Origin of the sequence: Ochrobactrum sp. BTU1 (genome assembly GCA_018798825.1) — a bacterium.
Taxonomy (GTDB): Bacteria; Pseudomonadota; Alphaproteobacteria; order Rhizobiales; family Rhizobiaceae; genus Brucella.
The window spans coordinates 252,703-279,218 of the sequence record CP076357.1 but is presented as its reverse complement, the minus strand read 5'-3'; the positions used below and the strand labels follow the sequence as shown (position 1 = coordinate 279,218).

Here is a 26,516-nt window from a genome sequence, read left to right as displayed (position 1 = left end):
TGGCGGTTACTCCCGGTCCCTGTAACAGCAAACTAATTTGCATCCGCAAGACTTCTGTTATGTAATCTGACAACTTCTGCCGCAACTTTATGCGCTAAGCTTGTAGCTTCAACATCGATACCTTCGCTTTCCTGTGAAACAATCATCGTGGTATTCCAGACGATCCTGTTGGAAAAAGCCTCGACAAGTCGCGATACTACAATGTTTCTGTCCCCAACTCGATATTGTTCGACATCCAGAAAGTAGTCATTCCTCGTTATCCTCTGTGGTTGAGACGATGTCTCGATGATGTCCGCTTTTCCCAATGCCACCAGGTTGGAAATCAAGCCATTCTTAAACTTGAAATCAGCTAAGGTCATGGCTCCTTGCACTGGTTTGTAGCGAACGTGGATACTCAATGCCCGATCATTGTTGGTCCAAAACTGTATAACGAGTAACAGACCTAAGATTGCCAACAAACAACCTCCAATCAGCCATCGGTTTGCTGCCGGCCGGATATTTCGATTTTCCTCATGGTTTTCGTCGCAGAATACATTTCCTGTGCTGGTTGGATCGAAACTACGTCCACCATCACTTACTTGGGCGGCCAGTCTCAGCTCGCGGCCGAGGCTTAAATGGTATGGTTGGTTTTCATAAAACAACGGGCTGTAGCCGCCTTTTGGTATCATAATTCGGATTGTATCGGCTTTTCCAGCATTCTCGTAATACTGCTCTAGCAACAGCCGCAATCGCTTTGCACTGGTTCGAACAACGGAATCATCTGCGGCTTCAGTGAGACCAGGCTTGCCGAAAACGTCCACGCCAATGCTGTATTCCTTCAACATCGCCGATCGACCCGCCAACGCCTCTTCAACGATGTAGATCAGGAACGCTTTCATCCGATAGGATCGCCTGAATGTGTCGGACCTTAAGATGTCTTCCAGATAGCCTCTTATTATTTTTTTTCTATTCTCATCGATGTCGATTGGGGTTTCGCCGCCTCTATCGACTTCGTCGTCCGTCATTCCACTCTTCATCCAAACTCCGAAAAAGAACCCTAGCTTGAAAACAACGCCGACCATCTGCGCTAATATCGAGATACCTGTTCGACCCCGATGGCATCGATCGCCGTGTCCGCCCATTGAACCGACAAACTCGGGCAATGTAATTTTCCTACTTGCGTTTGATCAGAATTTAGGTAACCAACGCAGCGACATTGACGAGCTAGTAAAGTTTCTCTTCAATCAGGAACGTTTAAAAGCGCAACGTATTGTTCGCGACAATAAGTTCGATCGTTCATAAGATCTTTGAGAGTTACCTTTAGTTTTATTCAGCCCTCCCAACGATGTGAACTTTTCAGGCTAGAAGTTAGCCTACAATTATGCTCGCGCGGGCACACGCAGCGCAACGCGAAAACGCCCATGTAACGGTTACATTCCGGAAAATGCGCGCCGCATGTCCCCCAGCTGCTGATTTCACGTCGTGACGCAGAGAGCGCCGCCGAGAATGTCATCGGAATTCATTCAACACACCACCGCTTGCAACACTCGCACATCCATCAGAGCCAAAACTGAGGCGTATATCCACCTTTCGGGACAGTGATATGCACAGGATCCCATTGGCCTTCTTCCTTGAAGTACGCATCGAGGTTCAACCTTAAGCGATTAGCCGCCGTCCTAACCACTGAATCGCCCATCAGATCGTTATCAACCTTACGCCCATAGACATCGAGGGCAATCGTATATTCCTTAATCCGATCAGCCCGTTTCATTAGTGTTTCCTCAACAATATAGTTAAGAAACTCCTTTTGCCTTGGCGACGAAGAAAATCGCTTGGATTGAGATATCCTCGTAAGGGTGATCGCGATTTGGATCCTGAGTCCATCGTCTGTTAGAATATCTTCTAATGAGCACACTCTCCGCTGCTTCAAACCATTCGGCCGAAGTAAGTCGACATTAGCCCCTGCAGAACCGTTAGCATCTGATTGAAACGCATACACATGCTGGTCAGCCATCTCCTTATCGTTCCGTCGTGACATCAAATCGAGATTTGCTGCCAACAAAACAGCTATTACGAGCATCACAGCACTGAAGAGCGCGGTATACTGCAGGAGCACACCCCAGATAGATTCACTCCATAGACCGACAATCGGCGGTAAATCGTGCACAAATATATAAGCGACCGCTTGAGCAAGCATCGCAGCAATCACAATACAGAAGACTAGGCACAATACAAAGTCGGAGTGCCTAAGTTTTATATTTCTGATCCTCCAAATACAATCCGCGAGCAGTAAAGCAACGCTAACCATTATCGCTAAACTTTCTAGCCTAACGTTTTTATAGAAGATCAACGACAATGACGCCAATATTACAGCTGCAGTTGCGGTGATGTATGTGAACTTGTAGCTGACCTTTAGATCAAATCGCTCATAAAATGCGTGGCAGCAGGCCGCAACTCCCGCAATTATGAACGCATCTTCGAATATAGGCTTGTATATGGAGAATGCGTCGGTTCGAAACAACATTAGCCAATAGCCAACGCCTAGAAGGCAAAGACCATATCCCCATTTAGCGCTTGTAAAATTTATCCTCGCGGCAATTACAAGTGATGCACCGCAAATTAGTAATAGCATCGGTACGGACCACTCTAGGGCCGAGTTCACCATGTATTAAAGCCTCTAAGTGTCAAAGAGCCGCTCTTCGACGACCCACTCAAATTCCAGATGAATTACTGGCATTTTTTTGGTTCGGCACAGGTCAGTTCATTCACTTCCGTTAAAACACTTAAACTATGAGGAATACTCTGTGAATTCTACAACGCGTTTTAACCGTTACAGATGAATTTAACGGCTGCTTTTCCACAAGATATATGCTCAGATATCCCGATCAGAGGCCGATGATAAGGTGACTTTGTTTTTTGCCTACGATTTAATGTGCGCTCAGAAAAACTATCGTGCCTTCAATAGCGAGAAAGATGATCCCGCACACCTCATGGGATTGCTTCATTACGGAACGAAATTACGTATACACCGCAACACCTCATCATCAAGGCGCCCAAGGCGTTTTTCAATTGCAGACAAGAACAAGTTCCTCACTGAGCAGGGCCTAGTTGTGTGAACAGCGGATTGCAGGCACTTTCTAACGCTCACTACGCCAAAATGCCCAATGTCACTGTTTTTTCGTTCAGTCTCGCGCCATTTTATCCGCCTTTAACGTCTTGTAACCTCCCAACAATGGGTCGTCCTAAGCAACTCTAGTGTTCTACCCAAGAGTTCCACTTTCGCGGACTAACTCTGATGGACGGTGCCCAATGGCTAATCATTCTATTAAAGGCAAAACGGCAATTATTGCTGGTGGCGGCAAAAATCTCGGTGGCCTCATCGCTAGAGATCTCGCAACACATGGCGCGAGAGCAATCGCAATTCACTACAACAGTGCCGCAAGTAAGGCAGAGGCGGAAGAGACCGTCGCTGCCGTGAAAGCAGCTGGCGCTGAGGCAGTGGCATTTCAGGCAAACTTGATAACGGCAGGAGCGGTTGAAAAACTTTTTGCAGACGATGCGGCCGCTTTGGGAAAGCCTGTTATTGCAATCAACACCGTTGGAAAAGTTCTGAAGAAGCCGATGGCTGATATTTCGGAAGCCGAAAACGACGAAATGACCGACGTCAATTCTAAAGCAGCATTCTTTTTCATCAAGGAAGCCGGTAAACATCTCAATGACAACGGCAAGATTTGTACGCTTGGAACGTCTTTGCTTGGTGCGTACACCCCATTTTATTCGAGCTATGCTGGAACAAAGGCGCCAGTCGAACACTTCACCCGCGCAGCTTCAAAGGAGTTTGGTGAACGAGGCACCTCGGTTACAGCCATTGGCCCAGGCCCAATGGAACGCCCTTCTTCTACCCAGCCGGAGGTGCAGATGCGCAGGCTTACCATAAAGCAGTAGTGGCACTATCCGGCTTTTCCAAGACCGGTCTGACAGACATCAAGCATATTGTTCCATGGATTCGCTTATTGGTTTCCGACGATTGGTGGACGACTGGCCAAACAATCCTTGTTAATGGCGGCTAAACCACGACGTAATGCCTTGCTACTTACTTAATTCGAGATGTATTCTTTAGTCATCTCGGGAAACAATAGCAGCTTTCCTTCGGTCCTTCCGTAATCTGATCTCCCGGGGATCGATGTAAAGCACTCATTTAGAAATAGGGAGCGCATATGCATGTAGTCTTAGTCATATTTGGTGGGGTCGTCCTTCTCGGCCTGTTCTTATTGTTTGGAAAACTGTGGGGTGGAAGCACGCCCGACTTCGCTACAGTCGCGAAACTTTTCATACCCGTCTGGGCGATCATCGCTATCACGAACTTGTGGGTGGGCGTCGAGAAAGCTGGATATTCTGTCAAAGAAGAGCTGCCTATCCTCATTATCGTATTTCTGGTACCCGCAGTTTTGGCTGCATTCATCATCTCGCGCTATGCACGCTGAGTATTATTCATGGCTAGAACCCTCCATTCACTGTTGCGCATCCGCGATGGGCATCACGCCCATGTAGCAAACGAAGAACTTTTCTTCGATCTTGTATATGTTTTTGCTGTCACCCAGCTCAGTCATACGCTCCTGCACCATCTTACACTGTGGGGCGCGACTGAGACATTGGTGCTTTGGTTCGCAGTTTGGTTGGGATGGCAATATACATGCTGGGTTACCAACTGGTTTAATCCCGAACGCCCACAAATGCGTTTCGTTCTCTTTGCGAGTATGGGATTAGCGCTTGTTATGGCGGCCTCGATTCCTGAGGCATTCGGAAATCGCGGGGTTGTTTTTGCAGGTTGTTACGTGGCCATGCAGGTTGGACGTACCCTGTTTATCGCTTGGCAGCTCGGAAGTGATCACCCCCTTTCGGCGAACTATCGTCGGATGCTCGGGTGGCTCTGTATCTCTGGATGTTTCTGGATTGGTGGAGCTTTTGCTGAACATGAGCTACGACTGGTTCTGTGGGTCATTGCAGCCATCTGTGAATATGTCTCCCCAATGTTCGGTTTCGCTCTTCCGGGCCTTGGAAGATCACGCGCAAGCGAGTGGACAATTGAAGGCGGACACTTAGCCGAGCGATGCCAGCTATTCGTAATTGTGGCATTTGGCGAGAGCCTGCTCGCTACCGGTGCCACTCTTGCAGGGACTGAGGTATGGAACAGCGCAGAATTATCAGCGATGCTTGCGACGTTCTTGGGCACAATCGCGATGTGGTGGCTCTACTTTGCAACATCGAGCAAAGATGCGACGATGCGAATTACACAATCTGACAATCCCGGTAAAGTAGGAGCAAACTATCACTATATCCATGCACTTTTGATTTTTGGAATTATCGTTAGCGCTGTTGGCAATGACCTTGCTATGGAACATCCTTCCGAGCTCGCATCATCTGCGCAAATCATGGTAATCGCAATCGGTCCGGTAATCTATTTATTGGGGAGCGCAATTTACAAACTCGTGGTTTACGGTCGTATACCGTTGTCGCACGTCGCAGGCGTTGTTATGCTGGTAGCCGTCGCAGCCCTTGGCAAGGACGCGCAACTTCTAACACTTGGATGGATTACAACAGGAATTCTCTTCGTCATAGGTCTGTGGGAGAAAAACCGGGTAAAAGATAATTAAGAGCTGCCCTAAGTGGCACTGAGGAATATCTGTCTTCAGGAGGAATGGCATGTTTGACCATATTGATTGTCTCGACATGGAATTCATCAATATTGCAGCAGATGCGATCCGCGCAAATCGCCTAGCCTATGTGGCGAAACCGATTGTCGGCGTTTCTTCACACCAATTGCTTTATAGCGAGTGTGTTCCTCGGTTGTGGACGGAAAGCGGTAACGTCCATGATGGTCCGGAATTTATGCCCGCGCTGGAAGCACTTGGTGAGAGTCCCCTTGTCGACCGCCACATCTTAAAGTTGACACTTGACGGATTGGAACTCAGTGCGCCGTCCCTTTTGGGATGTAACGTGTCAATTGACAATTTCGCTGACTACGAAGCTTATGAATTGTTACGTGAACAAATTGTGTTGCGGTTCAAATTAGCGACAGGGCTTGTCCTCGAAATTAACCAAACCGATTCTGAGACGGATTTAGCTTTGCTTAGTCGTGCATTACGAGAGCTTAAAGCACTGGGTTGCAAATTAGCTCTAAAAGGATTTTCTGCAAAAAATAGCTTCAATTTTATGCAATTGGCCCATTTCGACATCGTCAAAATTGATGCATTTTTCATAAATCCAAAAGCTCCTTCACTTTCTGAAACCATGGAACTCGCCAAAGTTATAGCGCTTGCCAAGCACCATGTCGAAACGATAGTTGTGGAGGGAATTGAAACACCAACGCAAGAACGTTGTGTGGCGATCGCCGGCGCTACGCATATTCAAAATGTCGGAGTGAGCGAGCCACAGTGGCTCCACTAATTTCATTATCATGAAAAGGATTAAAATATAAAACTGCCTATGAATGACGGAAAGATCAGTCCGCTTTTTTCTTGGTATGATTTTTTCAACATAACTGGCATTACTTGTCGGTGGGCTGTTTGCGTGAGATTAGCACTCCGCAACTCAAAAGTCTTACCTGACGATCTGTGCTTGGAAGTATGAATTCTTTATTCTAGTTTTTATGAGCAAGTACGGTTACCTTCACGCTATTTTATAGACTTGAGACCATTGCTATGCACTCTCTCATCGAATATTCATCAGTACTCTTTCATTTGGGAGTGATGATGCGTATTCAATACTCATATGGTATGTCCTTCTATCGTACCCCTATTGACAATAGTAATCCGTCCCCCAGATGAGCTTGAAACCTCTAGCGCTTGCTCCGCGGAAACAACGCCATTGATCGTGATATTGGCAGTGTCACCTGAATTAAAATTCAACCCTGCATAGCCACTTCCAATCTCTGTGTCGGACAGATCAGAGTAGGTAATGTTTGCTCCCCTAACCTGCAGACCTAAATTGTCGGTCGAGGCAATCGACGACCCAGGCGCAAAACTCACAATGGTATCAGTGGAAAGACCGCCGACTGTCTGACCTGTTGTCTCAACTCCAGAGCACAAGTATGATCCAGGGCCAGAGGATACACAGGCTGCAAAACCTGGAATTGCTGTAGATACCAGCGCCATCGTTGATAACAACAACGGATAGATACCGAATTTTACAATTCTAATATTCTTCGTGGCTTTAATTGAAGTCGAATGCGGCATTTTTATCCCCGTTTGCTTGTGCATATATTTTCTGGCTTCGAAAGGTCTCGCTGCCGCGATCTCATTCAAAGCCTTTCAATAATTTTTCCTGGACCCAAACCATTAACCAGATCGCCTTCGACCATCGAATAGACGACTTTCTCTTCTCACCGGCCAACATTCTATTCTTGCCAAAGACAATTTATTTGGCTCCAAGTTTACCTTACCGCTGTTCCAGAATTGGCATCACCACTTCATTCGGAAGCCAACAGTCCCCTTGATTGAATAGCTGTCGCGAAAGTTCTTGATGCCCGTATTGAACATGACTCACCCTACAGTGTGTATTAGTCAGCGTTCCGTTTTGAGAACCACCGAGAGCAAATACTGCCACTATCGAAGGCGTTAACAACGGTTGTGATTAGCCTGCAAACAAGCGAGAGGCAAAACAGAACGCGATCAACCGAAATAGTGAGGAATTTACTATAAGATTGCACGCGCATGAGATTGGGACACGGCCGACTTTTGTCTCAATAGATTTTAACAAGTCTTCCCCCTGCCCCAATATTGGCAATACCCAACAATTGTGGAATTTTCCCGGGCCTTACAAAGATCGCCGACGAGGGCGCTAAAGAATCCGGTTCATCTGAAACTCAAAGGTTGAACTGTCGAAGCTCGAGAACTTCGATGAGAGAGTTTTAAACATATCCCAAATCGTCGATCGTAGAAACCATACAGAATCCCCTAAATCCTCCCCTAGCCCGGCGCGACGCGCGCGGACACTCGCGTGAGTATTAGCGCACACTTTAAAAGAGGAATACAACCTTACGTAACTGTTAATTCCATATCGTATCGCCTTTCGATCTTTGAATATACATCACAGATCCTGGATCGCGGATCTTGATCGCACAAAGAGATGATTTTATTCGAGAAGGATACTGCTATTGAGCAATCTAGTTTGGATGCGCCTTATGTTTCAATAGATGTGAAGCGTCATGAGCTTGTCTATGTTCATGTGGAGACGAATGATTGCAGCAACACTAGAGAACTCAGGCCTGGAGGTTCTAGAAACCAAATGTGCTGCGAATGGATAAATTAATGAAAGATCACGACTATAGTCGCCCGAAGCTGAAAAGCTGACCTCAATTATTTCTGTTTCTTTCACAACTGTATGTGTTTGAAGAGTGGTTGAGAGGCAGGCAAATTTTTTCATAGTGTGCGGTCCGGACAAAACTTCCTTTAATCAATGTTTGGCGCGATAATGCGCTACCTCCGCTGTCGGATCATCATACTCTGAGCGTTTGCAAGGTAAGGCTTTATATCAACGTTGGTTCCGCAAGATTACCCGACCGACGCATGGAACGGCCGGTTTTCTGAAGCGTGCATTTGATGTGCTGACAAATGAATATCGAGCCGGACGCGAGCGATCTCAGACGTTCGGATTGATATAGTCTTCGAGTAAGCATTGAGCATCGCTTGAAAAGGTGCCGCGCACTTGTCCGTTCCTTACCCTCTTCTCACTGAATACAAACACTAATTTTGCACTTAAAAGATGAGTACGAAACTGCATTCTTGAACCGATTACGAGTTTGTCGCTGAAGCGAGAAAGCCGCCAGCCGTGCGGTGGGTATTGGTACGGGGTATACACGGCTGGCGTAAGTCGGCTTTGGGGTCCGACTGTTCTCGCTTGAATATAATATTCCAGAATTGCGTGGAGTTAGGAAGCGGTAAGAGCTCAAAATTCTCAATGTAACAGTCACATGATAATTTCCTTTGCATTCGGGGTTGCATGAAACCGTTACGTCCAAGATGAGATCTTCAGTCACAAAAGTGTCACAGAGTTGCCATCAAAACTATCGGAAAGCGGAGAACGAACTAATGACAAGCCACTTTGATGCTTATCCAGATCTTCGGCGTTATGCCATTTTCTGCCAATAAAAACAGTTATTTGACACGGAATTCAGTTAATTCAAAACTCAATCTGATTGATCGAAGTATTGCTTGTCACAAAGCATTTCATTTACCAGTGCGCCAACAAACTCGTAGTTTAACGGTCGCGTTTGATAAAGTCGTTTAAATTCCCGAGTACTGGCTCTGCCTTTGCAGTTCCTACGATTTGTGCCATGATAATTTTGCGAAGGTGAGGTGTGACAATCAAGCCAGCGCGCCCCGGTTTAGCCCCCGCTGCCGGGGTTTTTTTTGAACCTTCCTTTTCCAACAGCGGCAATTCTCTGGCAAGAGCCAACAATCTGTTTCAATAAATTATAGAATCTATGTTCGATAATGAGATGTTATCTTTGTACGCACGTCGATGATTTGCGGCGTACCATATGCGATTAATTCTTCGTGGATTCATGTTGCTCGTATCGCCTGCTAAACGCACTTGCCGTCATACCTGTTGCCGCATTGTTGCACCGGCTTGATTTGCACCCATCCTTTTGCTCCTCAAGTGAAGCAATTCTGTGAATGCGTATGATCTTTCTCCAGGCTTTAACGTTACTTTCGTAAAGTAACCGTTACATGACCTTCCTAAGTCATAAGTGTGAGGTTAGAATACAAAAAGGGAATAGCTTTTGCTAAAGGGAAACGGGGCATGTTTGGCAATGTGGATTGCTTGGATCCAGAATGTATAAGGATCGTACAGCTAGCGATAAATGAGGGGCGCATCGGCCGTTCGGTTCAGCCAGTGTTTAACGTCGAAGACTCGCAGAGTATCTTATATAATGAATGTTTTGCGCGATTATACGATGCGCAAGGAAATGCTCATGGTGCGAGCATGTTCATGCCAACATTAGAAGCCTTCGGCGAAAGCCCGCTGATTGACCGACATATTCTTCAGCTCGTGCTTGACGAGTTGGACCGAGACCCATCAATAAGCCTAGGCTGCAATTTATCCGCAGATAACTTTAAAGATCTTCAAAGATACGAGATTCTTTATAGACAGATCGCTGCAAGAGCGCACTTAGCGCCACGTCTTGTCCTTGAAGTGACCGAAACACGTGAAATAAGCAACCTTGCCGTTCTCTGTCGCGCGATTACAGATCTTCGCGAACTTGGATGCAAATTTGCGCTTGATGATTTTGGCACGGGTTATTCATCTCCTCACTTACTTGCCGTCGCTAAGTTCGACATTGTCAAAGTAGATCGGTTCTTTGTTCAGTCCAGCTTCACTGACGGTGGTACCCGCGATGCATTGGCACACATTGTGAATTTCGCGAGTTGTTATGTGCCTGCGATTGTGGTCGAGGGTATTGAAACACCGTTACACGCGGCACGCGCTCGATCCGCGGGCGCCACGCACTTGCAAGGATACTTGTTATCGATCCCCGTCCCGGCTGGCAACGACCGCTGTATGAACGCTCACGCTATCTAGTTTTGTTAAAAGATGCACAATCTCGAGCATATCGAGATTTATCACAGATGTTACCGGCTGGCGCTACTGTTCAAAGTTCGTACGTGTGTCCAACGGCTTGAGCAGGCTTATTTCTCAATAGTAGATGAAAATTCACAAGTCGTTTCTCTAGCGAAGGAACGGCATTACACCTCTATCCGGTTCAGCGCGTGCTTGTCGATGCAGCATATCTTGGCAAGAACGATTGTGCTTCGGGCATTCAGTTCTAGAGACATGACTTGCAGCAAATGTTTCAAGGCACCAAACAATGTGTTGCAGCAGCCAAGTGCATCCATCCCTGTTTCCACTCGATAGAGCCTAATTCAATTTCTTGATTTTACCATTTTTTAATAATCTCGGCCGCTCTCCTCTCCCGTCACCGCATCGAAAATGAAGTTCGATAGAAAAGCCCTGTTCTATCGGATTTCTCAAAACAGTTCACCCGAAATAATATAACGCCGCTCCTAGACTGGGCTGGGCACTGTCTGATTCAGCCCACGCTGTACTTATACGGCTTTTTCTCAGGCTAGAGCGGTTAGATCGGGAGATTCTGATGGTGAACGACCGAGCTCGCCTTCTTCAGGATGAAATCGCCTCCGAACTTGCCGATGACTCTAATCGAAGTTTAAAAGTTATGGCTGTCGTCAGTGCGCTATTGCTCCCCGGAACCTTGATCGCGGGAATATTCGGCATGAATACGACAGGCCTACCGTTCACCAGTCAAAGCTCCAGCTTCGGCTGGGCCGTGGTTACAGGAGTGACAGCAACTGGAGTTTTTTATTGGTTCCTTCGCCGAGCAGGGATCAGTCTCAGAGCCTGTTCCAAAAAGGGTTGAGCGATTTCAGCAGGTTATGATTCAATCGGATTTCTGACATACGATGGAGATCACGATGGCCTGGACTGAAACCGCTCGCCGACAGTATGAACGCCGGAATTCACGTTACGCAAGTGATTTAACAGATGCTGAATGGTCCATCATCGAACCATTGATGCCAGCCCCCAGACGGCTTGGACGTCCTCGAAAGACAGACCTGCGTGAGGTAGTTAACGCACTTCTTTATATAGCTTCTTCGGGTGGTGCGTGGCGGCTTTTGCCGACGGACTTTCCACCGTTTTCCACGGTGCAGAAATACTCTCACGGTGGAGGGATGAAGGCACGTTGCGCGCCCTCAACAACACGCTTGTTATGGCTGCGCGCGAGCTGACCGGAAAGCAGTCCAGCCCGACCGCTGGCGTGATCGATAGCCAGTCGGTGAAGACCACCGAAAGTGGCGGAATACGAGGCTTTGATGCGGGGGAAGAAGATCAACGGTCGCAAGCGCCACATCGTTGTTGACACACTCGGTTTGATGGTTGGCCTGGTGATCCATTCCGCGGGCATTCAGGACAGAGACGGTGCGCCGGGTGTCTTGAAAACCATTCTCAAACGTTGGCCGTGGTTGCGACATATCTTTGCTGACGGTGGCTACTCAGGACCAAAGCTCAAAGGTAGGCTGGACAAGGTTGGTAAGTTTACACTGGAAATCGTCAAGCGGTCCGATCACGTTGAAGGTTTCGAATTACTCCGACGCCGATGGGTTGTCGAGCGCACATTTGCATGGCTGGGACGGTGTCGCAGACTGGCCAAAGACTTCGAGAAAACCATCTCTTCCTCCGAAGCGTGGATCTACATCGCAAGTATCCGATCCTCACGAGAAGGATCGCAAGAGCCTGATATCGTTACGTTCATTATGATTCAGGCTCTAAGGCTCTGAAACGAGAAATTCATGTCTTTCCGCACGATGTTCTTTGCAAATCGGCCATGGAAATTGGTTGGGTAGACATTGATCCTAGTATATATATTTAGAGTTCTTAAATTCGGAAACTTATCAGGAATCTCTAAGAGAATTCCTGCAAATTTTGTATCGCGAACGATCAAAATCTTGTCTGATCCTCAAATGGGAGACTTACGACCTTCTCAGTTAAATAACTTTGGTATTCTCTTAGTCAGAGAGATGAACTCCATCAAGAGTGAATTGATTACGTGATGGCACCTGGTTAGACGAAGAATTACAAATCGATGCGGTAGATGACGTGACGTACACGCCCAAGCCTCTTGTTGCATAGAAGTCTCGGCTTAATTCACGACCCGCTTTGGGATGTAGCGGGCCGCTTTTCTTCTACCAACGGTCGATCTTTGGTTATGATCACTAGCGAAGGTTATTTACACCAGCTCAGGTCTAGACATAAGTCACGCCCGTCGCTCTAAACTCAAACCTCGGGCCGTCGAGAATCGTACTAGCTATTATCTTCAATAGGAGCGGCCGGGCCGTTCTTCTTTATCGAGTCGATCGCATTCTGGGCACTCGCTTTGGAGGTATATCCTTCAGTCGAGAACATAATCTCACTATTATACTTGAACCGAACCCGGTATTCTCCGGCTTTATCCTTATAGATTTCAAACTTGTGAGTCATTTTTTAACTTACCCTTATTATGCACTTCGATTTTTGATTAAGCCAATGATAGCTGTAAGAACAGCGCCACCGGCCCCACCAGACACAAGCTGGCTAACAATTCCACTGACAGACATATCACCCGTTTGCACCGCAGCTGTTATTGCTGGCAGCAGTAGAGTAACAATTTGGCCTAGTACGCCACCACCCACAGCCCCAGCGATGGTGTTTCCCAAGGTTCCCATGTCAAAATTCGACGAAGTTTTCCCAGCAGCGTTACCGCCCAGGGCACCGGCCACGACATTGATTAGTATTTGTTCCATTGCGAAACTTTCTGTTCATGCGATTAACGGTAGGACGATTTGCCTATCGGGGTCCATCGACTTCCCTCATCAAACCGCCCAAAATTACTGTTGGCAACTATAGAGCTGTCGAAGCAAATTTTTTTTGGTCGAGATTGTGCCTCTCCGGCAAATTGCCGGAGAGGCGTAAGGCACTGCCTAGTGTTTGCGGGTAAAGCAGTGCCTATCTTAAAAGGAGCCACGGTGTCTTGATAAATTCCTGTCCTTCAATGGTATATTTCACCAGCGAATTCTTAGATTTCTATCCAATTGAACAAGCTGGGAGCCTTTGCTTTCTTCATTGGATCACGTAACCCCCAAAAGTAATTTTTATTCTTGCTTTACTTGATCAAGTCAGAAGGAATCACGCCGCCGTGATCTGCAAGTTTCCTAAGTAGTGCCTTATGCAGCCAAATATTCATAGATGCAGAATCGTTTGTATCGCCAGTGAAATTAAATTCGGCAGCCAAGGCTTTCCGAGCTGTTAGACTGGAGTCAAGGTCAAGTGCTTTCATCAGATCGACAATCGAGGTCTGCCAATGTAAAGTTTGTCCCTTCGAAGCGACCGCACGGTTCAGCACGGCAGCAACGTCCACTTGCTGAGAAGGCTTGACTGGCTTCGCTTGTTCGATTGTATCTGATGTCACTTGGTTTTCGGTTGTGACAACAGAGATTTCTGAGATTTCGGCCGCAACAGCCTTCCCAAAGATTGCGTTTCTAATCGAGCTGAATACACTCATCTTATTTCCTTTTATCAGTTTATTGAAGCCCTATTTCCATCGTAACCATGTAGCGACCCGCCATTATTCACGGTGACGTTAGCGAGGGCAGTCACAACATCGTGGAAGCCGTTGATACCTTTACCCGTAATTGTAGCGGAGAATTTCCTCTAACCATTGAACAGATAAACTACTCAACAAAGAGAGGATCACTTCACAATTACGGTCGCACCAGGTGAAACGAGATTGTATAGCTCAATCACATCTTCATTGAGCATTCGAATGCATCCCGACGATGCCTCGGTACCAATGGTCCAGGGTTCCGATGTGCCGTGAATTCTGTAAAGCGTATCAACACCGTTTTGATAAAGGTACAAGGCGCGCGCGCCGAGTGGATTGTGCGTTCCTGGCTCTATCCGTCGGGGCAAACCCGGAGCTTTGTTGCGCATGTCATCGGTGGGGTGCCATGCTGGCCATGTGGCTTTGCGCCCGACTTCAGCCGTGCCTGACCAACCATAACCACTAGCGCCGACTGCAACCCCATAACGACGGGCAGTTCCATTCCCATTGTAGAGATACAAGAACTTTTGCGAGGTATCGATCAATATCGTTCCAGCGGCGAGTTGTTCCGCAGGCTTTACATCGACGGGTGAAAATCGAGAATCGAACTTTCTTCGATCTACAAGATATACCTCATATGGCTCGTTACGATAAGCCAGTTTAGCTTGCTCCGTTTTCCGGGCAAGCTCAGCGCTCGAGTTTTGATCCGCCGTAGTGCATGAGGACATGATGACTGGAGTAAGAAAGAAAACGCCGAGCAGCAATTCCTTCGTTACGCGGCGCAATCCCCGTTTAGTTTTAATATCAAACAATGTGGATCTCGCTTACGCATCTGTTCGAACCTCAGAGCAACATTACTCATCGGCGCTCGACTGAGTTCCAACGAGAGCACGCCGCAAATCGTCAATATGGATAGGAGACTTTAGCGTACGTTTAACTCGATGGTTTTCGTCAGCTACTGAAGTTCCAGTCGACGACGCGCCCCTCAGATAGTTTTTTTGCCATTTGGCTTCCGTCGTCAGTTCATCGTTCATTTGCAAGCCAGCATTAAACAAGCGTCGTTCGCTGGTCCAAACTTTATATTCCTTATGGAATTCCGGATCGTCCTCCATAGGGCGAATAATAGGTTGCACCTGTTCGATCGCTACACTAGGCACCATAGTTATGAAGCAGAACGGTTCGCCTTTTTCAAACGTGACCGATCCTGGACGTGTAAAACGCCAATTCATTGTGAAGCTGAACGGGAGCCAGTTCGTTTCGACCATTCCGTCTAACGGAGCAATCCCGTCCTTCATTCTGTTAGGAGATCCTCGAGCCCAGACCATCCAGCCAGGATCCGTTCTGAAGACGTAGCCAGGATGAAAGGTCACAATTCCGTGGCCAAATGTGGAACTAATGAACCTGTGGGTTACATTTGGCTCATGCACACGAAATGTTATGTCATTTGTTGTGCTATGTCCGTTCCAAGTCACGGTGATGCTCACCGGGTTTAATAATTCCCAGCCACTCGCATTTGCAATTGACAGTGGAGTACAGCGATAAGCAAAATGATGATTGGTATCATCCATCCATTCGCGTGTTCCTTCCGCTGCAATAAGCTGCGGAGGATTCGGCGCCTGGATCATGCAATCAAGTCTTGTACCGCTCATTCAAATGGTTCCCGCTCTCATTCAAGGTGCTGCAGAGTAATATCTGCAGCACCCTTTGTCAGCATAATTTTTAGAAGCCCACTCTCGAGGAGCCCTGTGAACCCTCTAGTCCAACTCGCCTCGGTGGACCTTAAAATCCCTATGGTCCGGGAGGTCCGGGAGGTCCTGAAGGTCCGGGAGGTCCGTTAGGCCCAGGTTCGCCCGGCGCGCCGCTCTCTCCTGGAGTTCCTGTTGGTCCTTGGGGACCTGCTGGGCCAGTTGGTCCTTCGGGACCTGCTGGGCCTGTTGGTCCTTCGGGTCCTGCTGGGCCTGTTGGTCCTTCGGGTCCTGCTGGGCCTGTTGGTCCTTCGGGTCCTGCTGGGCCTGTTGGTCCTTCGGGACCTGCTGGGCCTGTTGGTCCTTCGGGTCCTGCTGGGCCTGTTGGTCCTTCGGGACCTGCTGGGCCTGTTGGTCCTTCTGCTCCTGGTGCGCCTGGTGCTCCGTCTGAACCAGGAGCGCCCGGCGTTCCGTCTACCCCGGGTGCACCCGGAGTGCCTGGAGTGCCTGGAGTGCCTGGAGTGCCCGGAGTGCCTATTCCTGGGACACCTGGGGCGCCAGGGGTACCTACGCCTGGAGCACCTGGAGCGCCAGGTGCACCTGGAACACCAGGCAGTCCCCACGCATCGCTCGTCTGACGTGGCAGATTACGAACATCTGTTCCAAGACGATTAGGCATAAAGTCGCTGCGATCACGCTCGATGAGAGTCCGCCCTGGTTTATCGGCGTAATAATCGCTCTGATCCGGTGTTACGTCACATGAGTAATTCTGCGAAGGATCTTTACAGAATACTGTCTTAGGAGTAGTCGCTTTCCCTTGCGTACCAAAGTGGAAACGCAATCCAGCCATAGCTGAGAATCGATTACTGTCGCTTCGATTATTCTTATCGAGATCATACGACAAATCGCCGTAAAGGGTCGTCGCAACATCGCCGAAATCAGTGAGATACTCAGCACCACCAACCAATTGCGTGGAACCGCCAAATGCACCGCTATAATTTAAGCCGGTACCAACCTTGAAATTATCAGTCACATAATAATTCACGCGACCTTGAGCGAACGGATCAAAGGATTCTTCAAGCGAATTCCACTCGATGCCAGCAAGCCCGTCAAGCGTGAAACGGCCCAGATAGGCTTGCCCTTCGACGCCTAACTTGCTGTTGACATAACCGTTTTCAAGGAAACCGTCATTGTCATAGGTACCGGTGCTGTAAAGATAGCTACCGTAAAGGCCAAGTGCACCTTTCTTCGGATCGCGTCTAAACAGATGTGCTGCAGCTCCGGCGAACCCGCTTTCGCTCGTCACACCGCCGATACCATCCACCTGAAAGCCGTATTTGTCTCCGAGCGGCACGGCAACCGAACCTTCGGTGTAGCCGAATTGCTCGTCGCCATTGCCACCACCACCAAATCCTACAGAGAAATTAGGTGCAGCAACCGCGCGATTATCGGCGAGCTGCTGGCCCGTGCCATACATTCGCGCTTGAACGGATTGGTTCTGGAGAGCTACCTGGTTCTGAGCGACCGCCTGATTGACTGTGGCCAACTCTTGACGAAGACGTGCAGTTTCCGCCAAGGCCTGCTCAAGCCGATTGGCCATCCGCTCCTGGTTTCGCTGCAAAGTGAGAACCATCTGATAAAGTTCAGCATTGCTTGGAGCCTGCTGAGCCAATGCAGGAAAAGCAGAAACCGCCACGAATGTGAGCACGGAACAACTGCCGAAAAGTAAAGCTGTATGTTTTCGCATTTTCCCCCTCGAATTGACCGCACGGAATCTCATCAACACTCTGTACCGAAGTAGAGTGCAGACTCGCTGAAGGTCAGTCACAATGAAACACAGTTAATGCGTAACTTGCTTTATTAGCTCGAACAACATCACATCATATCTCTTCCTGACACTTCATGTCGAACCTGAACGCGAGTAAGCACAACCGATGTCGACTGATAATCTCAAGGACGGACATATAGCGGTGAAACAATTGTGCGGCTCTATCCCTGAACTTTGGATAGCCAGCAGTAATACACCGCCACTTTTTGCAGTGAACATGCATGCTTGGGCGGCGCAGTCGACCGTATTGTGGCGTAAATCTCCATAAAATGCTGAAATGAATATCGCTCATGCAAGTTTCAAAGAAGACGTCATTTTGTCGAGCTCTGTACCGAAAAGATCATATCCCGAGACTTCGATCTCATTCTTGACCGATCCGAAACAGCGCGGTGCTAAGCTTAATGCACCGATTATAGCGAGATCAAAGTGTAGAATTGCACGTGTTGAAAAACACATTTCCCTCATACGTTGCAAAAATGTCGCAGACATAAAAACAGTTCCTCTCCTGCGCCTTAGTCTGCGATGGAAGGGAAGAACCCAACATTGGTAGAAAGGAATTGCGCGCTAGTCGTTCGCACGCAACTTGAGCGCTTCTATGGTAACCTTCTGCGCCAGATTGGTGGACGCTGTTTCAAGAGTTTTAGGGGAGTCATTCAGAGCAACTGTGTCCATCCAGACAATTCTGTTCGAGCGAGCTTCAACAAGCATGGAAACAATGCTGGTATTGTTGCCACTTTTAAATAGCTCAACATCCAGAAAATAGTCCGATTTGCGCGTCGCCTTTTGCAAGTTTATGTTCGGATCCAGTATCTGGGCCTGCTGTTGTTCCAAAAGATGTGAGATCAGATAATTTTTGAATTCAAACTCTTCCTGAGTGACCACGCCACGCGGAGCTGTATTGCGTACCAATATGCGTAAGTTCTCTTCTTGCGAAGCCCATAGACTGGAGAAGAACAGGGCAGATAAAACTAAACAAAATGAGAGGGTAACTATCCATTTTTGGTTGAGCCGGCTGGCCAAATTACTCTGCGGTTGTTTTCTGAGCACCCAGTGCGGGTCAGGCAGGAATAAAGGCTCATCACGCTGCAAAGATGTTGGTTGAGAGGTCGGGTGGTCTTCATTTACGCGTTCTATCGCGTAAAATTGCGGGATGTAACTTCCTCTAGGGATTTCAATGCGAATGACGTCGTCAGATCCAATTGTTGCATAATACTGGCCCAACATGAGCCGGAGACGATTTGCGCTCGTCCGTACAACTGAATCATCGGTATAATTTGTAAACTCGCCTTTCCCAAACACATCGACCGCAATGCTATATTCTTTTAGCAATGCAGCCCGCCCTTCGAGAGATTCATCCACAACATAGAGGAGAAACATCTTAATGCGGTATGATCTTCCGAAGATATTCGATTTCAGAATACTATCCAGGCATTCGCGAATAGTATCTTTGTTCGTCTCATTCACAACAATAATGGTTTCTCGAACTTTATTGATTTGAAACTCGGTCATTCCACTTTTCCAAAATTCAAGGCTGGCGCATGGATCATCGGGCGAACAAAGTGTCGATCGGAGGCGGGTCCGATTCAGCTCAGACGTAGTTCGCCCGAACTCGGAGAGTTCCGACCAATGCTGCAAATGAAATCGAGGGCGAGCAGTAACCATTTCAAACGGAACCCCATATTTCCTTTAAAGAAATAACTTTCTCCGAAATTCTTCAGGCTCGTCGTCATAAGGCCCTCGCCGTAAAGCGAATACTTGTCTCCACTCCAGTTAGAAGTCCCACCCGCTCCTAGCCCGGCCCAAACACGTTCCTGCTCTGAGGTGAAACCAACGCCTGAAACATCGACCTTGGTGCCATCGAGAAATTCGGAATAGAGATTTGCTATTCCATACAAATGGCTACGGCTCATCATGCCATTTGCATCCTGCCAGGAGATGTGTGGTTAAGGCTAAGGCCCGTCACCAGCATTGTCCTTATATCCGACACCAGAGGCCGCAGATACAACAGCGCCGTTTTGGAACTAAACATCTGATTTCTGCCCGGTAACAGTATTGCCAAGCAGTGCCGATGATGCACGTCTGATGTTTCCGGAAAGGCTGATGGTTTGATCTTGAGTTCCGCCTACCATCACGCCCTTAGCATTTGCTAACGAAAAGGACGCTTGCGGTCCGATCGAAACGACTGTTTTTCCGGCGACCACGCCCTGGCTGAGCCCCCCCAGGGATATTGTTCCCCTAGTTGAATCAATTGCGTTACCGCCGGCACTCACAGTGCTGATCTGTTTGGCGGTCAGGTACCCGCCGTTCATTTGGTGTCCAATACCGGTAGAATGAGGCGCATTCACCCGTAGTTCGCCAATAATTTCAGTCTCTGAATCGATCATGGTGGTCACAACCGCTGTTGCTGCAGTCGCTGTCGCAACAACTTTCCCTTGAAAATTGTTGACGCCGCCAGAACGCAACGGGTTGGTCACATTGGAATTGAGATGCGTATTTCCGCCCACATAGAGCGAGGTGCCCGCCGTTATCTGAAGAGCGGCCCCGCCTGATCCACCATTACGTATAGCAATGAAATTACCAGGGATAGTTGCAGAGGAACCCGAGCCGGTGACATATAAAGCACATTGGTTCGTGCCATTCACGGCTTTGTTCTTAAGGTTGCTGTCGACAATCAAACTGCCAGCACCCGTAGGATAACCAATGGGAACGGAATGTCTGGCACCACTAATGACACCGATTTCAACGTCTGCACCCGTGAAAGTGAGAGCTCCACCGTCATGGACAATGAGAGTTGCAATTTGCGAGCTACGAGAAACTAAGCTAAAGCTCGCAGTATTATCAACGCAAGTCGAACCGACGTTAACGGTATACTGACCTGTGGTCAACATACACGCGACCCGAGCCGGCGAAAGCATCAATCCTGTAAACAATGATAAAAGGCAGGCCGAACCCAGGAGCTGGAACACGCGCTTTTGGTAGATGGCTTTTGCCTGCGGATCGGGCACAATGAACATATAAAGCTAATCTCCCGCACTGCTTCAATATTCGCTCCATCTGAGCCCATCAGACCGGTGTAGCGATTAGGCCCAAAGATGAAGTGCTCTCGGGGATATTTTACTAGCCACGTGAAAGCCCCACAATTGCTGGGACCATCACATCCTCTCACTTCATGACAGCCGCCTGAGTGATAATTGCGTGGAAAATGGCCACAACAGGGAAATTTTCGAGCGCCGCCTGCCCTAACACGGATGAATGGCGCCTGATAGTTTTGGGTAAAGCGTCGCGGACTATAGCTTGGTTCGAAAGCTCGATGACACGTGCTGGAAAGAAACCATCAGCGCCTTGACTTCGACGGAGCCAGATTCGGCGAGCTGTAAAACACACATGGAAGTTTGGTGACTACGGAGCGAATTGAGTGTCACTAAAACTTCATGACTTCGCACGACCTTAGAGAGATAATGCGTTTATCGTCAAAGCCATCCCTTGGGCGCAAGGTCGATGTTTCGTTTGAAGCCTAATCGGAAAATGAAAAGCCCATTCCACGTATGGCATGTAAAGGAAGTTCCATTTTCGCCTTTCTTGCCCTTCGGCGCAGGCGGCTGATTATTGTATCAAGATGCGCATAATCATATTCAAAGACATCTTCCTCCAACGCCTCCACTAAAGCGCGCCGCGCAACAATTTGCCCACGCTCGCGGAACAAGCCATTCAGCAGTCGCTGTTCGGCCGTTGTGAGGCGTAACCGATTGCCCAGACCATCAGATAAGATCCAGCCTCCTTCCAGCAGCGACCAAGCTGGCACAGCAGTTGATGCAACAACGCCTCGTGCGTTAAGGCGGGAGCTCAGCGCTTGAATGGTAGCAGCCAGTTCCCGGATATCGACCGGCTTGACCAGATACGCGTCTGCCCCCGTGGATAATCCATCGATCCGATCATCGACGGAGCCACGGCCTGTTGCCATTATGATCCCAACGGATTGAGATGTCCGCAAATGAGTTGCAATAGAAAGTCCATCCTCACCCTCTAGACCCACATCCAGAATGACTATGTCGGCGGGCTTGGCGGCATAAGCTTTGTAAAACGGCCCCGCGCCATCAAATCCATGAACTACGAAGCCTTGCTCGGTTAAACCGACTAAAAGTTCCTCACGAAGGTCATCATCATCTTCGACAAGGTAAATGAGCGGTGATTTCACAAATTTGCTGCGTGTGGAAGAAATTTCACCGTTCATTGGCCCGCCCCCAGAATAACGCCTTCTATCGATCTCATTTTCTCATTATAATGTCTATATCATCAGCAATATCAACGCGTAAAAAATGTGGAAGCTGCTTCAGATCGAGCGAGGTATTAAACAAACAACGATCGCACCCTTAAATCTAGCTGTTTCATTTTCGCACCGAGTCTCCCGTTCAGCAGTGCTTTTCGAGGCTCTCCCAGAATGGCTAGACAGCCATTGCTAACTTTCTCAATACCCAGCAAATCGGTTATCGAATTTCTCGACATTGGACAAGCGGCAACCTGTGCGAGACCGCAAGCAGTAATGCTGAAGAGAATTTAGCGGCAATATCGATTGAATTCGCACCGATTTTCCGCTTCGCATCATCGTGTTCATTAACGATTGCGGGGCAGTAGGGGTCGGCGCAAATAATCAACCTGCTGCGTAAGCCAAAGTTCTTGCGCATTATCCTGGTGCGCGGGTTTTCGATTGATGAGACACACAATTTGCGTGAAACACCAAATCGTTTCATGACAGTCGCTTCCATTCCCTTGCACGTTTGTAGACACCGCCATGCTACTGCAGATTATTGCGGCGTGTCAGATGTTCTGAAACAATCGGATTATCGGTCACCTGACGGGCAATAATCAGCATAATAGCGAACAGTACCTGATCTTTATCCCAACCCACTTCAACTGCAATTTCAAGGAGCTTGTGGATGGATGGCTCAAGGGCAAAGACACACTCGTCTTGATATGCAGCGCTTTCAATCTCTGTCTCAGTTGGGCCGTTCAAATATCTCGTTGTATTCATCTTTTTAACATTTCAATAATCAAGCGTTAAAGAAGCCACGGAAACGGTGACATTCCAGAAAATTCAGGAGCTTGACTGCTGTCGGTGCAACTTCAAGTTCATACGAGGCTAGCTATTGAAACCAGTTTTCACAATTTCGGGAAATGACACCGACTGTCACTCTCTATCTCTCCATATGATAGTTGCACGCCATGGCTGGGGCGTGTCACGAACACTAATGGCAATGACTTAGTCTATCCTGGAGCGCTTGCAGCTAGGCAAATCGCCGAATTCGCATGCGACATCCAAGCCAAACAAACATGGCCAGCACTGCGCTGCTCTGTCGTCTGGCGCCTCTCCTCCAGGTGAAGCCGGACGGGGCCGTCGACTGAATTTTCCCGGCTGAGACTCGGTCAGTCTGCCACATTGTCGCTGAAGTTTGCTCGCGCGAGGGGATTTAGGCAGAAATTTTGGTCGATGTGGCTTATGATTGCGATCGACTCGGGTGAAATAGGCAAGGAGGTATCGTGTTGAGGGAAAAAATTAATCAAAAAAATCAACTCCCAACGTGCAATCTCTATTCGGCCTTGGGAGCAAATTAGGTTCATGTTGGACAAAAATTCCCCCGCTGACAGTCAACAAGAACAAAAAAATCACCGCTCGAATGTTCGTAAGATCACTATTGCTATCGGCCTTGCATGGCTTTTACTAATCGCTTGTGTAGGGTACTGGGCGTGGCAGCGCATCATGGCTCAAGAACTCGGCAGGTTTGGCGCGAGCGCTGATTATGAAGCCCAAACAACTGCACTTGTCGTCGATCGCTTGTTCCTGGAAATGAACAGTGTTGCAAATATGGTGACCGGGCAGAACCGTGTCGTAGAGCTAGCATCGCGTTACCGGATCGATCCCCCGGGTTTCGCAGAATTAACGCGCGAGGAACGAGCAAAAATACTCATGAAAGATCCGCTGGTTCGCGGAGTGGGCGACTTCATGACAGAGCTGTCCGACGATCTCCTTTATGCTCGTATCTACATGAACAATCTCTCGCATGATACGATTGCAACCAGTCAGTGGAGTGAATCATTTAATATCCTCGGCCAGATTTACACCGGGAGACGATATCTGCTGGATGCATTGCGGACAGGAAAAGGCCAGCTATTTGGTATCGCCCGCCTTAATCAAATGCCCTCCTACTTTATGACACGCCGCATAGATGACGCGAACGGGCAAGCTTTGGGTTCTGTTACAGTGAGATTTGACGCCCCCATTATGGCGCAGTATCTTACCGGTCGACACATTGCACTGATCGTCAATCGTCAGGGTCGCGTAACCACCGCGTCTTCCCAACCATTCTCGCTTCGCAATGTTGCGGCATTGATGCCTCAAGAAGTTTCTTTGCCGTCCGACAGCGATGAAGGGCCGGGAGAGCCGATGGATATTCGACCCGTAGATGGAGCGATGCAAGGCGATCGCTGGATTATCGACGGTCACCAATATTTAATGCGTAGCAAACCACTTAACGACGCGGAGTATCAGCTTGTAACACTCGCGTCTTTGGATCATTTGGGCCCACTGCGTCAACAGCATTTAATGGTGGCGAGCCTCGTGGCAGGGCTCGGCTTACTCATAATCTTGCTTACTGGGCATGTGGTGGGACAGCGGGTGGATAGGCGTTTGCGAGCCGAGCAAGAACGGGTTCTTGCCATTTCTCAGGCGGCCGAACGCGACCTGACAGTTAAGGTGCACGAGAGGACCGCTGAGCTTGCGGAAAGCAATCGTGCCCTTGAGGCAGAGGTGGAACGCCGTCGCCTTCTTGAAGATAAGCTTAAACAGTCGTTGGATTCTGTAAATTCTGCGTTAGCGCTGCAACGCAATTTTGTTGCCGTAGTGTCGCACGAGTTCCGGGGCCCACTCGCTGTTATTGGTGTTGCTGCTGACAATCTACTAGTTGCGTTAGCAGATGGATCTGACCACGTCAAAATGCGGATCGCGAAGATCAGTCGAACCGTTAAACGAATGGCAACGCTGATTGAAAATGTTCTGGCAGGTGATCGACTGGATGCCGGACCGTCGCCTGCATCGAATTTGGAACTACTCGACCTCAACGAAGTACTGCAGACGGCCATGGCCGGGTTCGACGACGACGCTGCAAATCGTATCAAAGTGCAACGATCTGACGAGTTGGTTGTTAAGGGCGATCGTATTCTGCTTGAGATCGCAGTCCACAACCTACTTCAAAATGCCCTGAAATATTCCTCCGCTCCAGACCCCGTGCATGTGCATTTATCGAAGCTACAAGGGATGGCATTGGTCAACGTTTCCGACTCCGGTAACGGCGTGCCAGACAAAGATCGTGACCTCATATTCATGAAATACTATCGTTCAAAAGGCCAAACTGCGAGCGGTTCAGGACTCGGGCTTTACATTGCCCGTGAGATCGCTCGTCAGAATGGCGGGGATTTGGTATTGGCGACCAGTAACACTAACGGTTCGACATTCTCGCTGTCACTGCCTTTGGAAACGCCTGAGAACTAATCTGGATTATCAACCAAACAGCCGACACCGTGGCAACCAATGTAGTTACCTTCCGTGTCAAAGTTCGGCTCTCCATTCCTGTCAAATTGTGGCCTGGTGTCGATTGACTCAGATTTATCTGGTCTGTCGACGCTGCAGCCAACTCCATGGCAGCCATTATACTCATCAGAATGCCTGTAGTTGCTCGTCGTGTGGCGGTGCGCATGCTTATTATCGGTTACCATCCCTTCAATGATTGCGCCCAGCACAGCGCCTGCAACGACGCCACCTACATCATGACCACGATGATCGTATCGGCGCGCATTGGGGTCGAATGTATCACCTCGCCCATGATGGTAACCAGTAACGTCGGCGAAAACGCCGGAGCATCCTTGAGCAACCCATATATACCGACTTCTCGGATTATATCCCCATGTATTGTTAACGATGCACGGGGCACTCGAGCTCTGATGGACGAGTTGAGGCCTTGATAGAGGACCGGCATAGCACTCGTCGTATTTATAGTCTCTTGACCGACATTCGACAGTGTTCTGAGCTTCAGCCCTTGTCACGAGCCACGGCACGTGGTTGACACAGGCACAAACTGCGGCGGCGATCGTTAGAAGTTTAAACATTTTGCTCCCCCTACCATCTTACTACGTTCTCGATGTATTTGCGCAGTAATCTGGCTGAATGTTACAATATACCCTTTTCCTGCGTCAAACTATCTTTTATTTTTTTTAAAAATTCTTCTTTGTATATTAAAAAAATTTCCCATTGCTGTCTATTTTCTTGACGAGAAAATGAGGGCCGAAGATTTGGGTTGCAAGGATATTTGAGTTTCGGCTTAGGCGTAATAAATATCCGCGCAATAGCAGGAGGGCGCGTATGGATCACATCCCGCCTCCAAGAGTTGACTTGGAAGACACTAAGTAAAATGGACTGAACTGTTCAGGCACCCGATTGACCAGGATTCAATCAAGAATAGCACTTTATAAGTTCATGAGTGCAGTTAGGGCCTTAGAGATAGCAAAACCGCAGGCATACAGGACCTTTCGTGATAGCCGCGCCACTCAATTTCATCCGATTGAAGCAGTCTTAAATTACTCCTCCTGGACGAATTCCTTAAAATCCGATGCCCCACCAAGCTACTCCGGGCTAACTGGCAACACGGTGAGCGACCATAATACCTTCTAAAGCTCGGTTCCGTCCGCTTTCAACGCTTTAATTTGCCTGGACTCAACGTAATGAATACCCGGCGTGACAGCGCTGCATTCAGACGTTCGTGCGCTGCTATAGTCTAGAGCGACTGATCGCTATCGATTGGGTGACAAGAAAAAAACGCTC

At 48.4% G+C, this 26,516-nt stretch carries 22 protein-coding genes and 2 pseudogenes; 8 read left to right on the top strand and 16 right to left on the bottom strand.

Annotation, left to right across the window (positions count from 1 at the left end; all coding sequences use genetic code 11):
* Nucleotides 1-32: 32 nt before the first annotated feature.
* Nucleotides 33-1,142, bottom strand: a complete 1,110-nt coding sequence (locus KMS41_24915; GenBank protein QWK81721.1) for a hypothetical protein — start codon at nucleotides 1,140-1,142, stop codon at nucleotides 33-35.
* Nucleotides 1,143-1,537: 395 nt separating this feature from the next.
* Nucleotides 1,538-2,176, bottom strand: a complete 639-nt coding sequence (locus tag KMS41_24910) for a hypothetical protein (protein QWK81720.1) — start codon at nucleotides 2,174-2,176, stop codon at nucleotides 1,538-1,540.
* A 1,112-nt stretch (nucleotides 2,177-3,288) separates the two neighbouring features.
* Between KMS41_24910 and KMS41_24905 the strand changes: the two are divergent.
* The 4 genes and pseudogenes from KMS41_24905 (at nucleotide 3,289) to KMS41_24890 (ending at nucleotide 6,426) form a co-directional block, all read left to right on the top strand.
* Nucleotides 3,289-4,049 (top strand): annotated as a pseudogene (locus KMS41_24905) (SDR family oxidoreductase).
* A 147-nt stretch (nucleotides 4,050-4,196) separates the two neighbouring features.
* Nucleotides 4,197-4,463, top strand: a complete 267-nt coding sequence (locus tag KMS41_24900; protein ID QWK81719.1) for a hypothetical protein — start codon at nucleotides 4,197-4,199, stop codon at nucleotides 4,461-4,463.
* A gap of 9 nt (nucleotides 4,464-4,472) precedes the next feature.
* Complete coding sequence (locus KMS41_24895) at nucleotides 4,473-5,633, top strand: low temperature requirement protein A (protein QWK81718.1); 1,161 nt, start codon at nucleotides 4,473-4,475, stop codon at nucleotides 5,631-5,633.
* 49 nt (nucleotides 5,634-5,682) lie between these two features.
* Complete coding sequence (locus tag KMS41_24890; protein QWK81717.1) at nucleotides 5,683-6,426, top strand: EAL domain-containing protein; 744 nt, start codon at nucleotides 5,683-5,685, stop codon at nucleotides 6,424-6,426.
* A gap of 320 nt (nucleotides 6,427-6,746) precedes the next feature.
* On the opposite strand, the gene KMS41_24885 is transcribed toward KMS41_24890, so the two are convergent.
* Together KMS41_24885 and KMS41_24880 are read right to left on the bottom strand one after the other, a co-directional pair.
* Complete coding sequence (locus KMS41_24885) at nucleotides 6,747-7,283, bottom strand: hypothetical protein (GenBank protein QWK81716.1); 537 nt, start codon at nucleotides 7,281-7,283, stop codon at nucleotides 6,747-6,749.
* Between the two features lie 1,954 nt (nucleotides 7,284-9,237).
* Nucleotides 9,238-9,435 carry a hypothetical protein gene (locus KMS41_24880; GenBank protein QWK81715.1) on the bottom strand — a complete coding sequence of 66 codons (198 nt, stop codon included), beginning with the start codon at nucleotides 9,433-9,435 and terminating at the stop codon, nucleotides 9,238-9,240.
* 348 nt (nucleotides 9,436-9,783) lie between these two features.
* On the opposite strand from KMS41_24880, the gene KMS41_24875 reads away from it, so the two are divergent.
* The 3 genes and pseudogenes from KMS41_24875 to KMS41_24865 all read left to right on the top strand — a co-directional run bounded on the left by KMS41_24875 (nucleotide 9,784) and on the right by KMS41_24865 (nucleotide 12,295).
* Nucleotides 9,784-10,563, top strand: coding sequence for an EAL domain-containing protein (locus KMS41_24875; protein ID QWK81714.1), 780 nt, complete (start codon nucleotides 9,784-9,786; stop codon nucleotides 10,561-10,563).
* Between the two features lie 487 nt (nucleotides 10,564-11,050).
* On the top strand, nucleotides 11,051-11,416 hold the full coding sequence (locus KMS41_24870) for a hypothetical protein (protein ID QWK81857.1): 366 nt from the start codon (nucleotides 11,051-11,053) through the stop codon (nucleotides 11,414-11,416).
* A 55-nt stretch (nucleotides 11,417-11,471) separates the two neighbouring features.
* Nucleotides 11,472-12,295, top strand: a pseudogene (locus KMS41_24865) (IS5 family transposase).
* A gap of 563 nt (nucleotides 12,296-12,858) precedes the next feature.
* On the opposite strand, the gene KMS41_24860 reads toward KMS41_24865, so the two are convergent.
* From KMS41_24860 to KMS41_24810, 11 genes are all read right to left on the bottom strand, one after another.
* On the bottom strand, nucleotides 12,859-13,035 hold the full coding sequence (locus KMS41_24860; GenBank protein ID QWK81713.1) for a YegP family protein: 177 nt from the start codon (nucleotides 13,033-13,035) through the stop codon (nucleotides 12,859-12,861).
* Nucleotides 13,036-13,052: 17 nt separating this feature from the next.
* On the bottom strand, nucleotides 13,053-13,337 hold the full coding sequence (locus tag KMS41_24855) for a hypothetical protein (protein QWK81712.1): 285 nt from the start codon (nucleotides 13,335-13,337) through the stop codon (nucleotides 13,053-13,055).
* Between the two features lie 359 nt (nucleotides 13,338-13,696).
* Nucleotides 13,697-14,095 (bottom strand): DUF3597 domain-containing protein, encoded by a 399-nt coding sequence (locus KMS41_24850; protein QWK81711.1) that lies wholly within the window; start codon nucleotides 14,093-14,095, stop codon nucleotides 13,697-13,699.
* Between the two features lie 188 nt (nucleotides 14,096-14,283).
* A complete protein-coding gene (locus KMS41_24845) occupies nucleotides 14,284-14,862 on the bottom strand; it encodes a L,D-transpeptidase (protein ID QWK81856.1) in 579 nt (192 codons plus the stop codon).
* Between the two features lie 126 nt (nucleotides 14,863-14,988).
* Entirely contained in the window at nucleotides 14,989-15,783 is a 795-nt protein-coding gene (locus tag KMS41_24840; GenBank protein ID QWK81710.1) for a hypothetical protein, read from the bottom strand.
* A gap of 139 nt (nucleotides 15,784-15,922) precedes the next feature.
* Nucleotides 15,923-17,566, bottom strand: a complete 1,644-nt coding sequence (locus KMS41_24835; protein QWK81709.1) for a hypothetical protein — start codon at nucleotides 17,564-17,566, stop codon at nucleotides 15,923-15,925.
* Nucleotides 17,567-18,211: 645 nt separating this feature from the next.
* A complete protein-coding gene (locus KMS41_24830) occupies nucleotides 18,212-19,156 on the bottom strand; it encodes a hypothetical protein (protein QWK81708.1) in 945 nt (314 codons plus the stop codon).
* A gap of 74 nt (nucleotides 19,157-19,230) precedes the next feature.
* Nucleotides 19,231-19,560 carry an autotransporter outer membrane beta-barrel domain-containing protein gene (locus KMS41_24825; GenBank protein QWK81707.1) on the bottom strand — a complete coding sequence of 110 codons (330 nt, stop codon included), beginning with the start codon at nucleotides 19,558-19,560 and terminating at the stop codon, nucleotides 19,231-19,233.
* 108 nt (nucleotides 19,561-19,668) lie between these two features.
* Nucleotides 19,669-20,661: a hypothetical protein gene (locus tag KMS41_24820; protein ID QWK81706.1), complete on the bottom strand. Its 993-nt coding sequence runs from the start codon at nucleotides 20,659-20,661 to the stop codon at nucleotides 19,669-19,671.
* Nucleotides 20,662-21,161: 500 nt separating this feature from the next.
* Nucleotides 21,162-21,878: a response regulator transcription factor gene (locus KMS41_24815; protein QWK81705.1), complete on the bottom strand. Its 717-nt coding sequence runs from the start codon at nucleotides 21,876-21,878 to the stop codon at nucleotides 21,162-21,164.
* 561 nt (nucleotides 21,879-22,439) lie between these two features.
* The gene (locus KMS41_24810) at nucleotides 22,440-22,676 is read right to left on the bottom strand and encodes a hypothetical protein (protein ID QWK81704.1); all 237 of its coding nucleotides are present in this window, start codon (nucleotides 22,674-22,676) and stop codon (nucleotides 22,440-22,442) included.
* Between the two features lie 726 nt (nucleotides 22,677-23,402).
* On the opposite strand from KMS41_24810, the gene KMS41_24805 reads away from it, so the two are divergent.
* Nucleotides 23,403-25,190 (top strand): two-component sensor histidine kinase, encoded by a 1,788-nt coding sequence (locus tag KMS41_24805; protein ID QWK81855.1) that lies wholly within the window; start codon nucleotides 23,403-23,405, stop codon nucleotides 25,188-25,190.
* On the opposite strand, the gene KMS41_24800 is transcribed toward KMS41_24805, so the two are convergent.
* A complete protein-coding gene (locus tag KMS41_24800) occupies nucleotides 25,187-25,804 on the bottom strand; it encodes a DUF3011 domain-containing protein (GenBank protein ID QWK81703.1) in 618 nt (205 codons plus the stop codon). The genes KMS41_24805 and KMS41_24800 overlap by 4 nt on opposite strands.
* Nucleotides 25,805-26,516 lie beyond the last annotated feature (712 nt).

Bases quoted from the DNA above. Each gene is read 5' to 3' on its own strand.
- KMS41_24910 (QWK81720.1), bottom strand. From the start codon at position 2,176: ATGCTTGCTCAAGCGGTCGCTTATATATTTGTGCACGATTTACCGCCG.
- KMS41_24900 (QWK81719.1), top strand. From the start codon at position 4,197: ATGCATGTAGTCTTAGTCATATTTGGTGGGGTCGTCCTTCTCGGCCTG.
- KMS41_24895 (QWK81718.1), top strand. From the start codon at position 4,473: ATGGCTAGAACCCTCCATTCACTGTTGCGCATCCGCGATGGGCATCAC.
- KMS41_24890 (QWK81717.1), top strand. From the start codon at position 5,683: ATGTTTGACCATATTGATTGTCTCGACATGGAATTCATCAATATTGCA.
- KMS41_24875 (QWK81714.1), top strand. From the start codon at position 9,784: ATGTTTGGCAATGTGGATTGCTTGGATCCAGAATGTATAAGGATCGTA.
- KMS41_24860 (QWK81713.1), bottom strand. From the start codon at position 13,035: ATGACTCACAAGTTTGAAATCTATAAGGATAAAGCCGGAGAATACCGG.
- KMS41_24855 (QWK81712.1), bottom strand. From the start codon at position 13,337: ATGGAACAAATACTAATCAATGTCGTGGCCGGTGCCCTGGGCGGTAAC.
- KMS41_24850 (QWK81711.1), bottom strand. From the start codon at position 14,095: ATGAGTGTATTCAGCTCGATTAGAAACGCAATCTTTGGGAAGGCTGTT.
- KMS41_24845 (QWK81856.1), bottom strand. From the start codon at position 14,862: ATGTCCTCATGCACTACGGCGGATCAAAACTCGAGCGCTGAGCTTGCC.
- KMS41_24840 (QWK81710.1), bottom strand. From the start codon at position 15,783: ATGAGCGGTACAAGACTTGATTGCATGATCCAGGCGCCGAATCCTCCG.
- KMS41_24835 (QWK81709.1), bottom strand. From the start codon at position 17,566: ATGCGAAAACATACAGCTTTACTTTTCGGCAGTTGTTCCGTGCTCACA.
- KMS41_24830 (QWK81708.1), bottom strand. From the start codon at position 19,156: ATGACCGAGTTTCAAATCAATAAAGTTCGAGAAACCATTATTGTTGTG.
- KMS41_24825 (QWK81707.1), bottom strand. From the start codon at position 19,560: ATGATGAGCCGTAGCCATTTGTATGGAATAGCAAATCTCTATTCCGAA.
- KMS41_24820 (QWK81706.1), bottom strand. From the start codon at position 20,661: ATGTTCATTGTGCCCGATCCGCAGGCAAAAGCCATCTACCAAAAGCGC.
- KMS41_24815 (QWK81705.1), bottom strand. From the start codon at position 21,878: ATGAACGGTGAAATTTCTTCCACACGCAGCAAATTTGTGAAATCACCG.
- KMS41_24810 (QWK81704.1), bottom strand. From the start codon at position 22,676: ATGAATACAACGAGATATTTGAACGGCCCAACTGAGACAGAGATTGAA.
- KMS41_24805 (QWK81855.1), top strand. From the start codon at position 23,403: ATGGCTCAAGAACTCGGCAGGTTTGGCGCGAGCGCTGATTATGAAGCC.
- KMS41_24800 (QWK81703.1), bottom strand. From the start codon at position 25,804: ATGTTTAAACTTCTAACGATCGCCGCCGCAGTTTGTGCCTGTGTCAAC.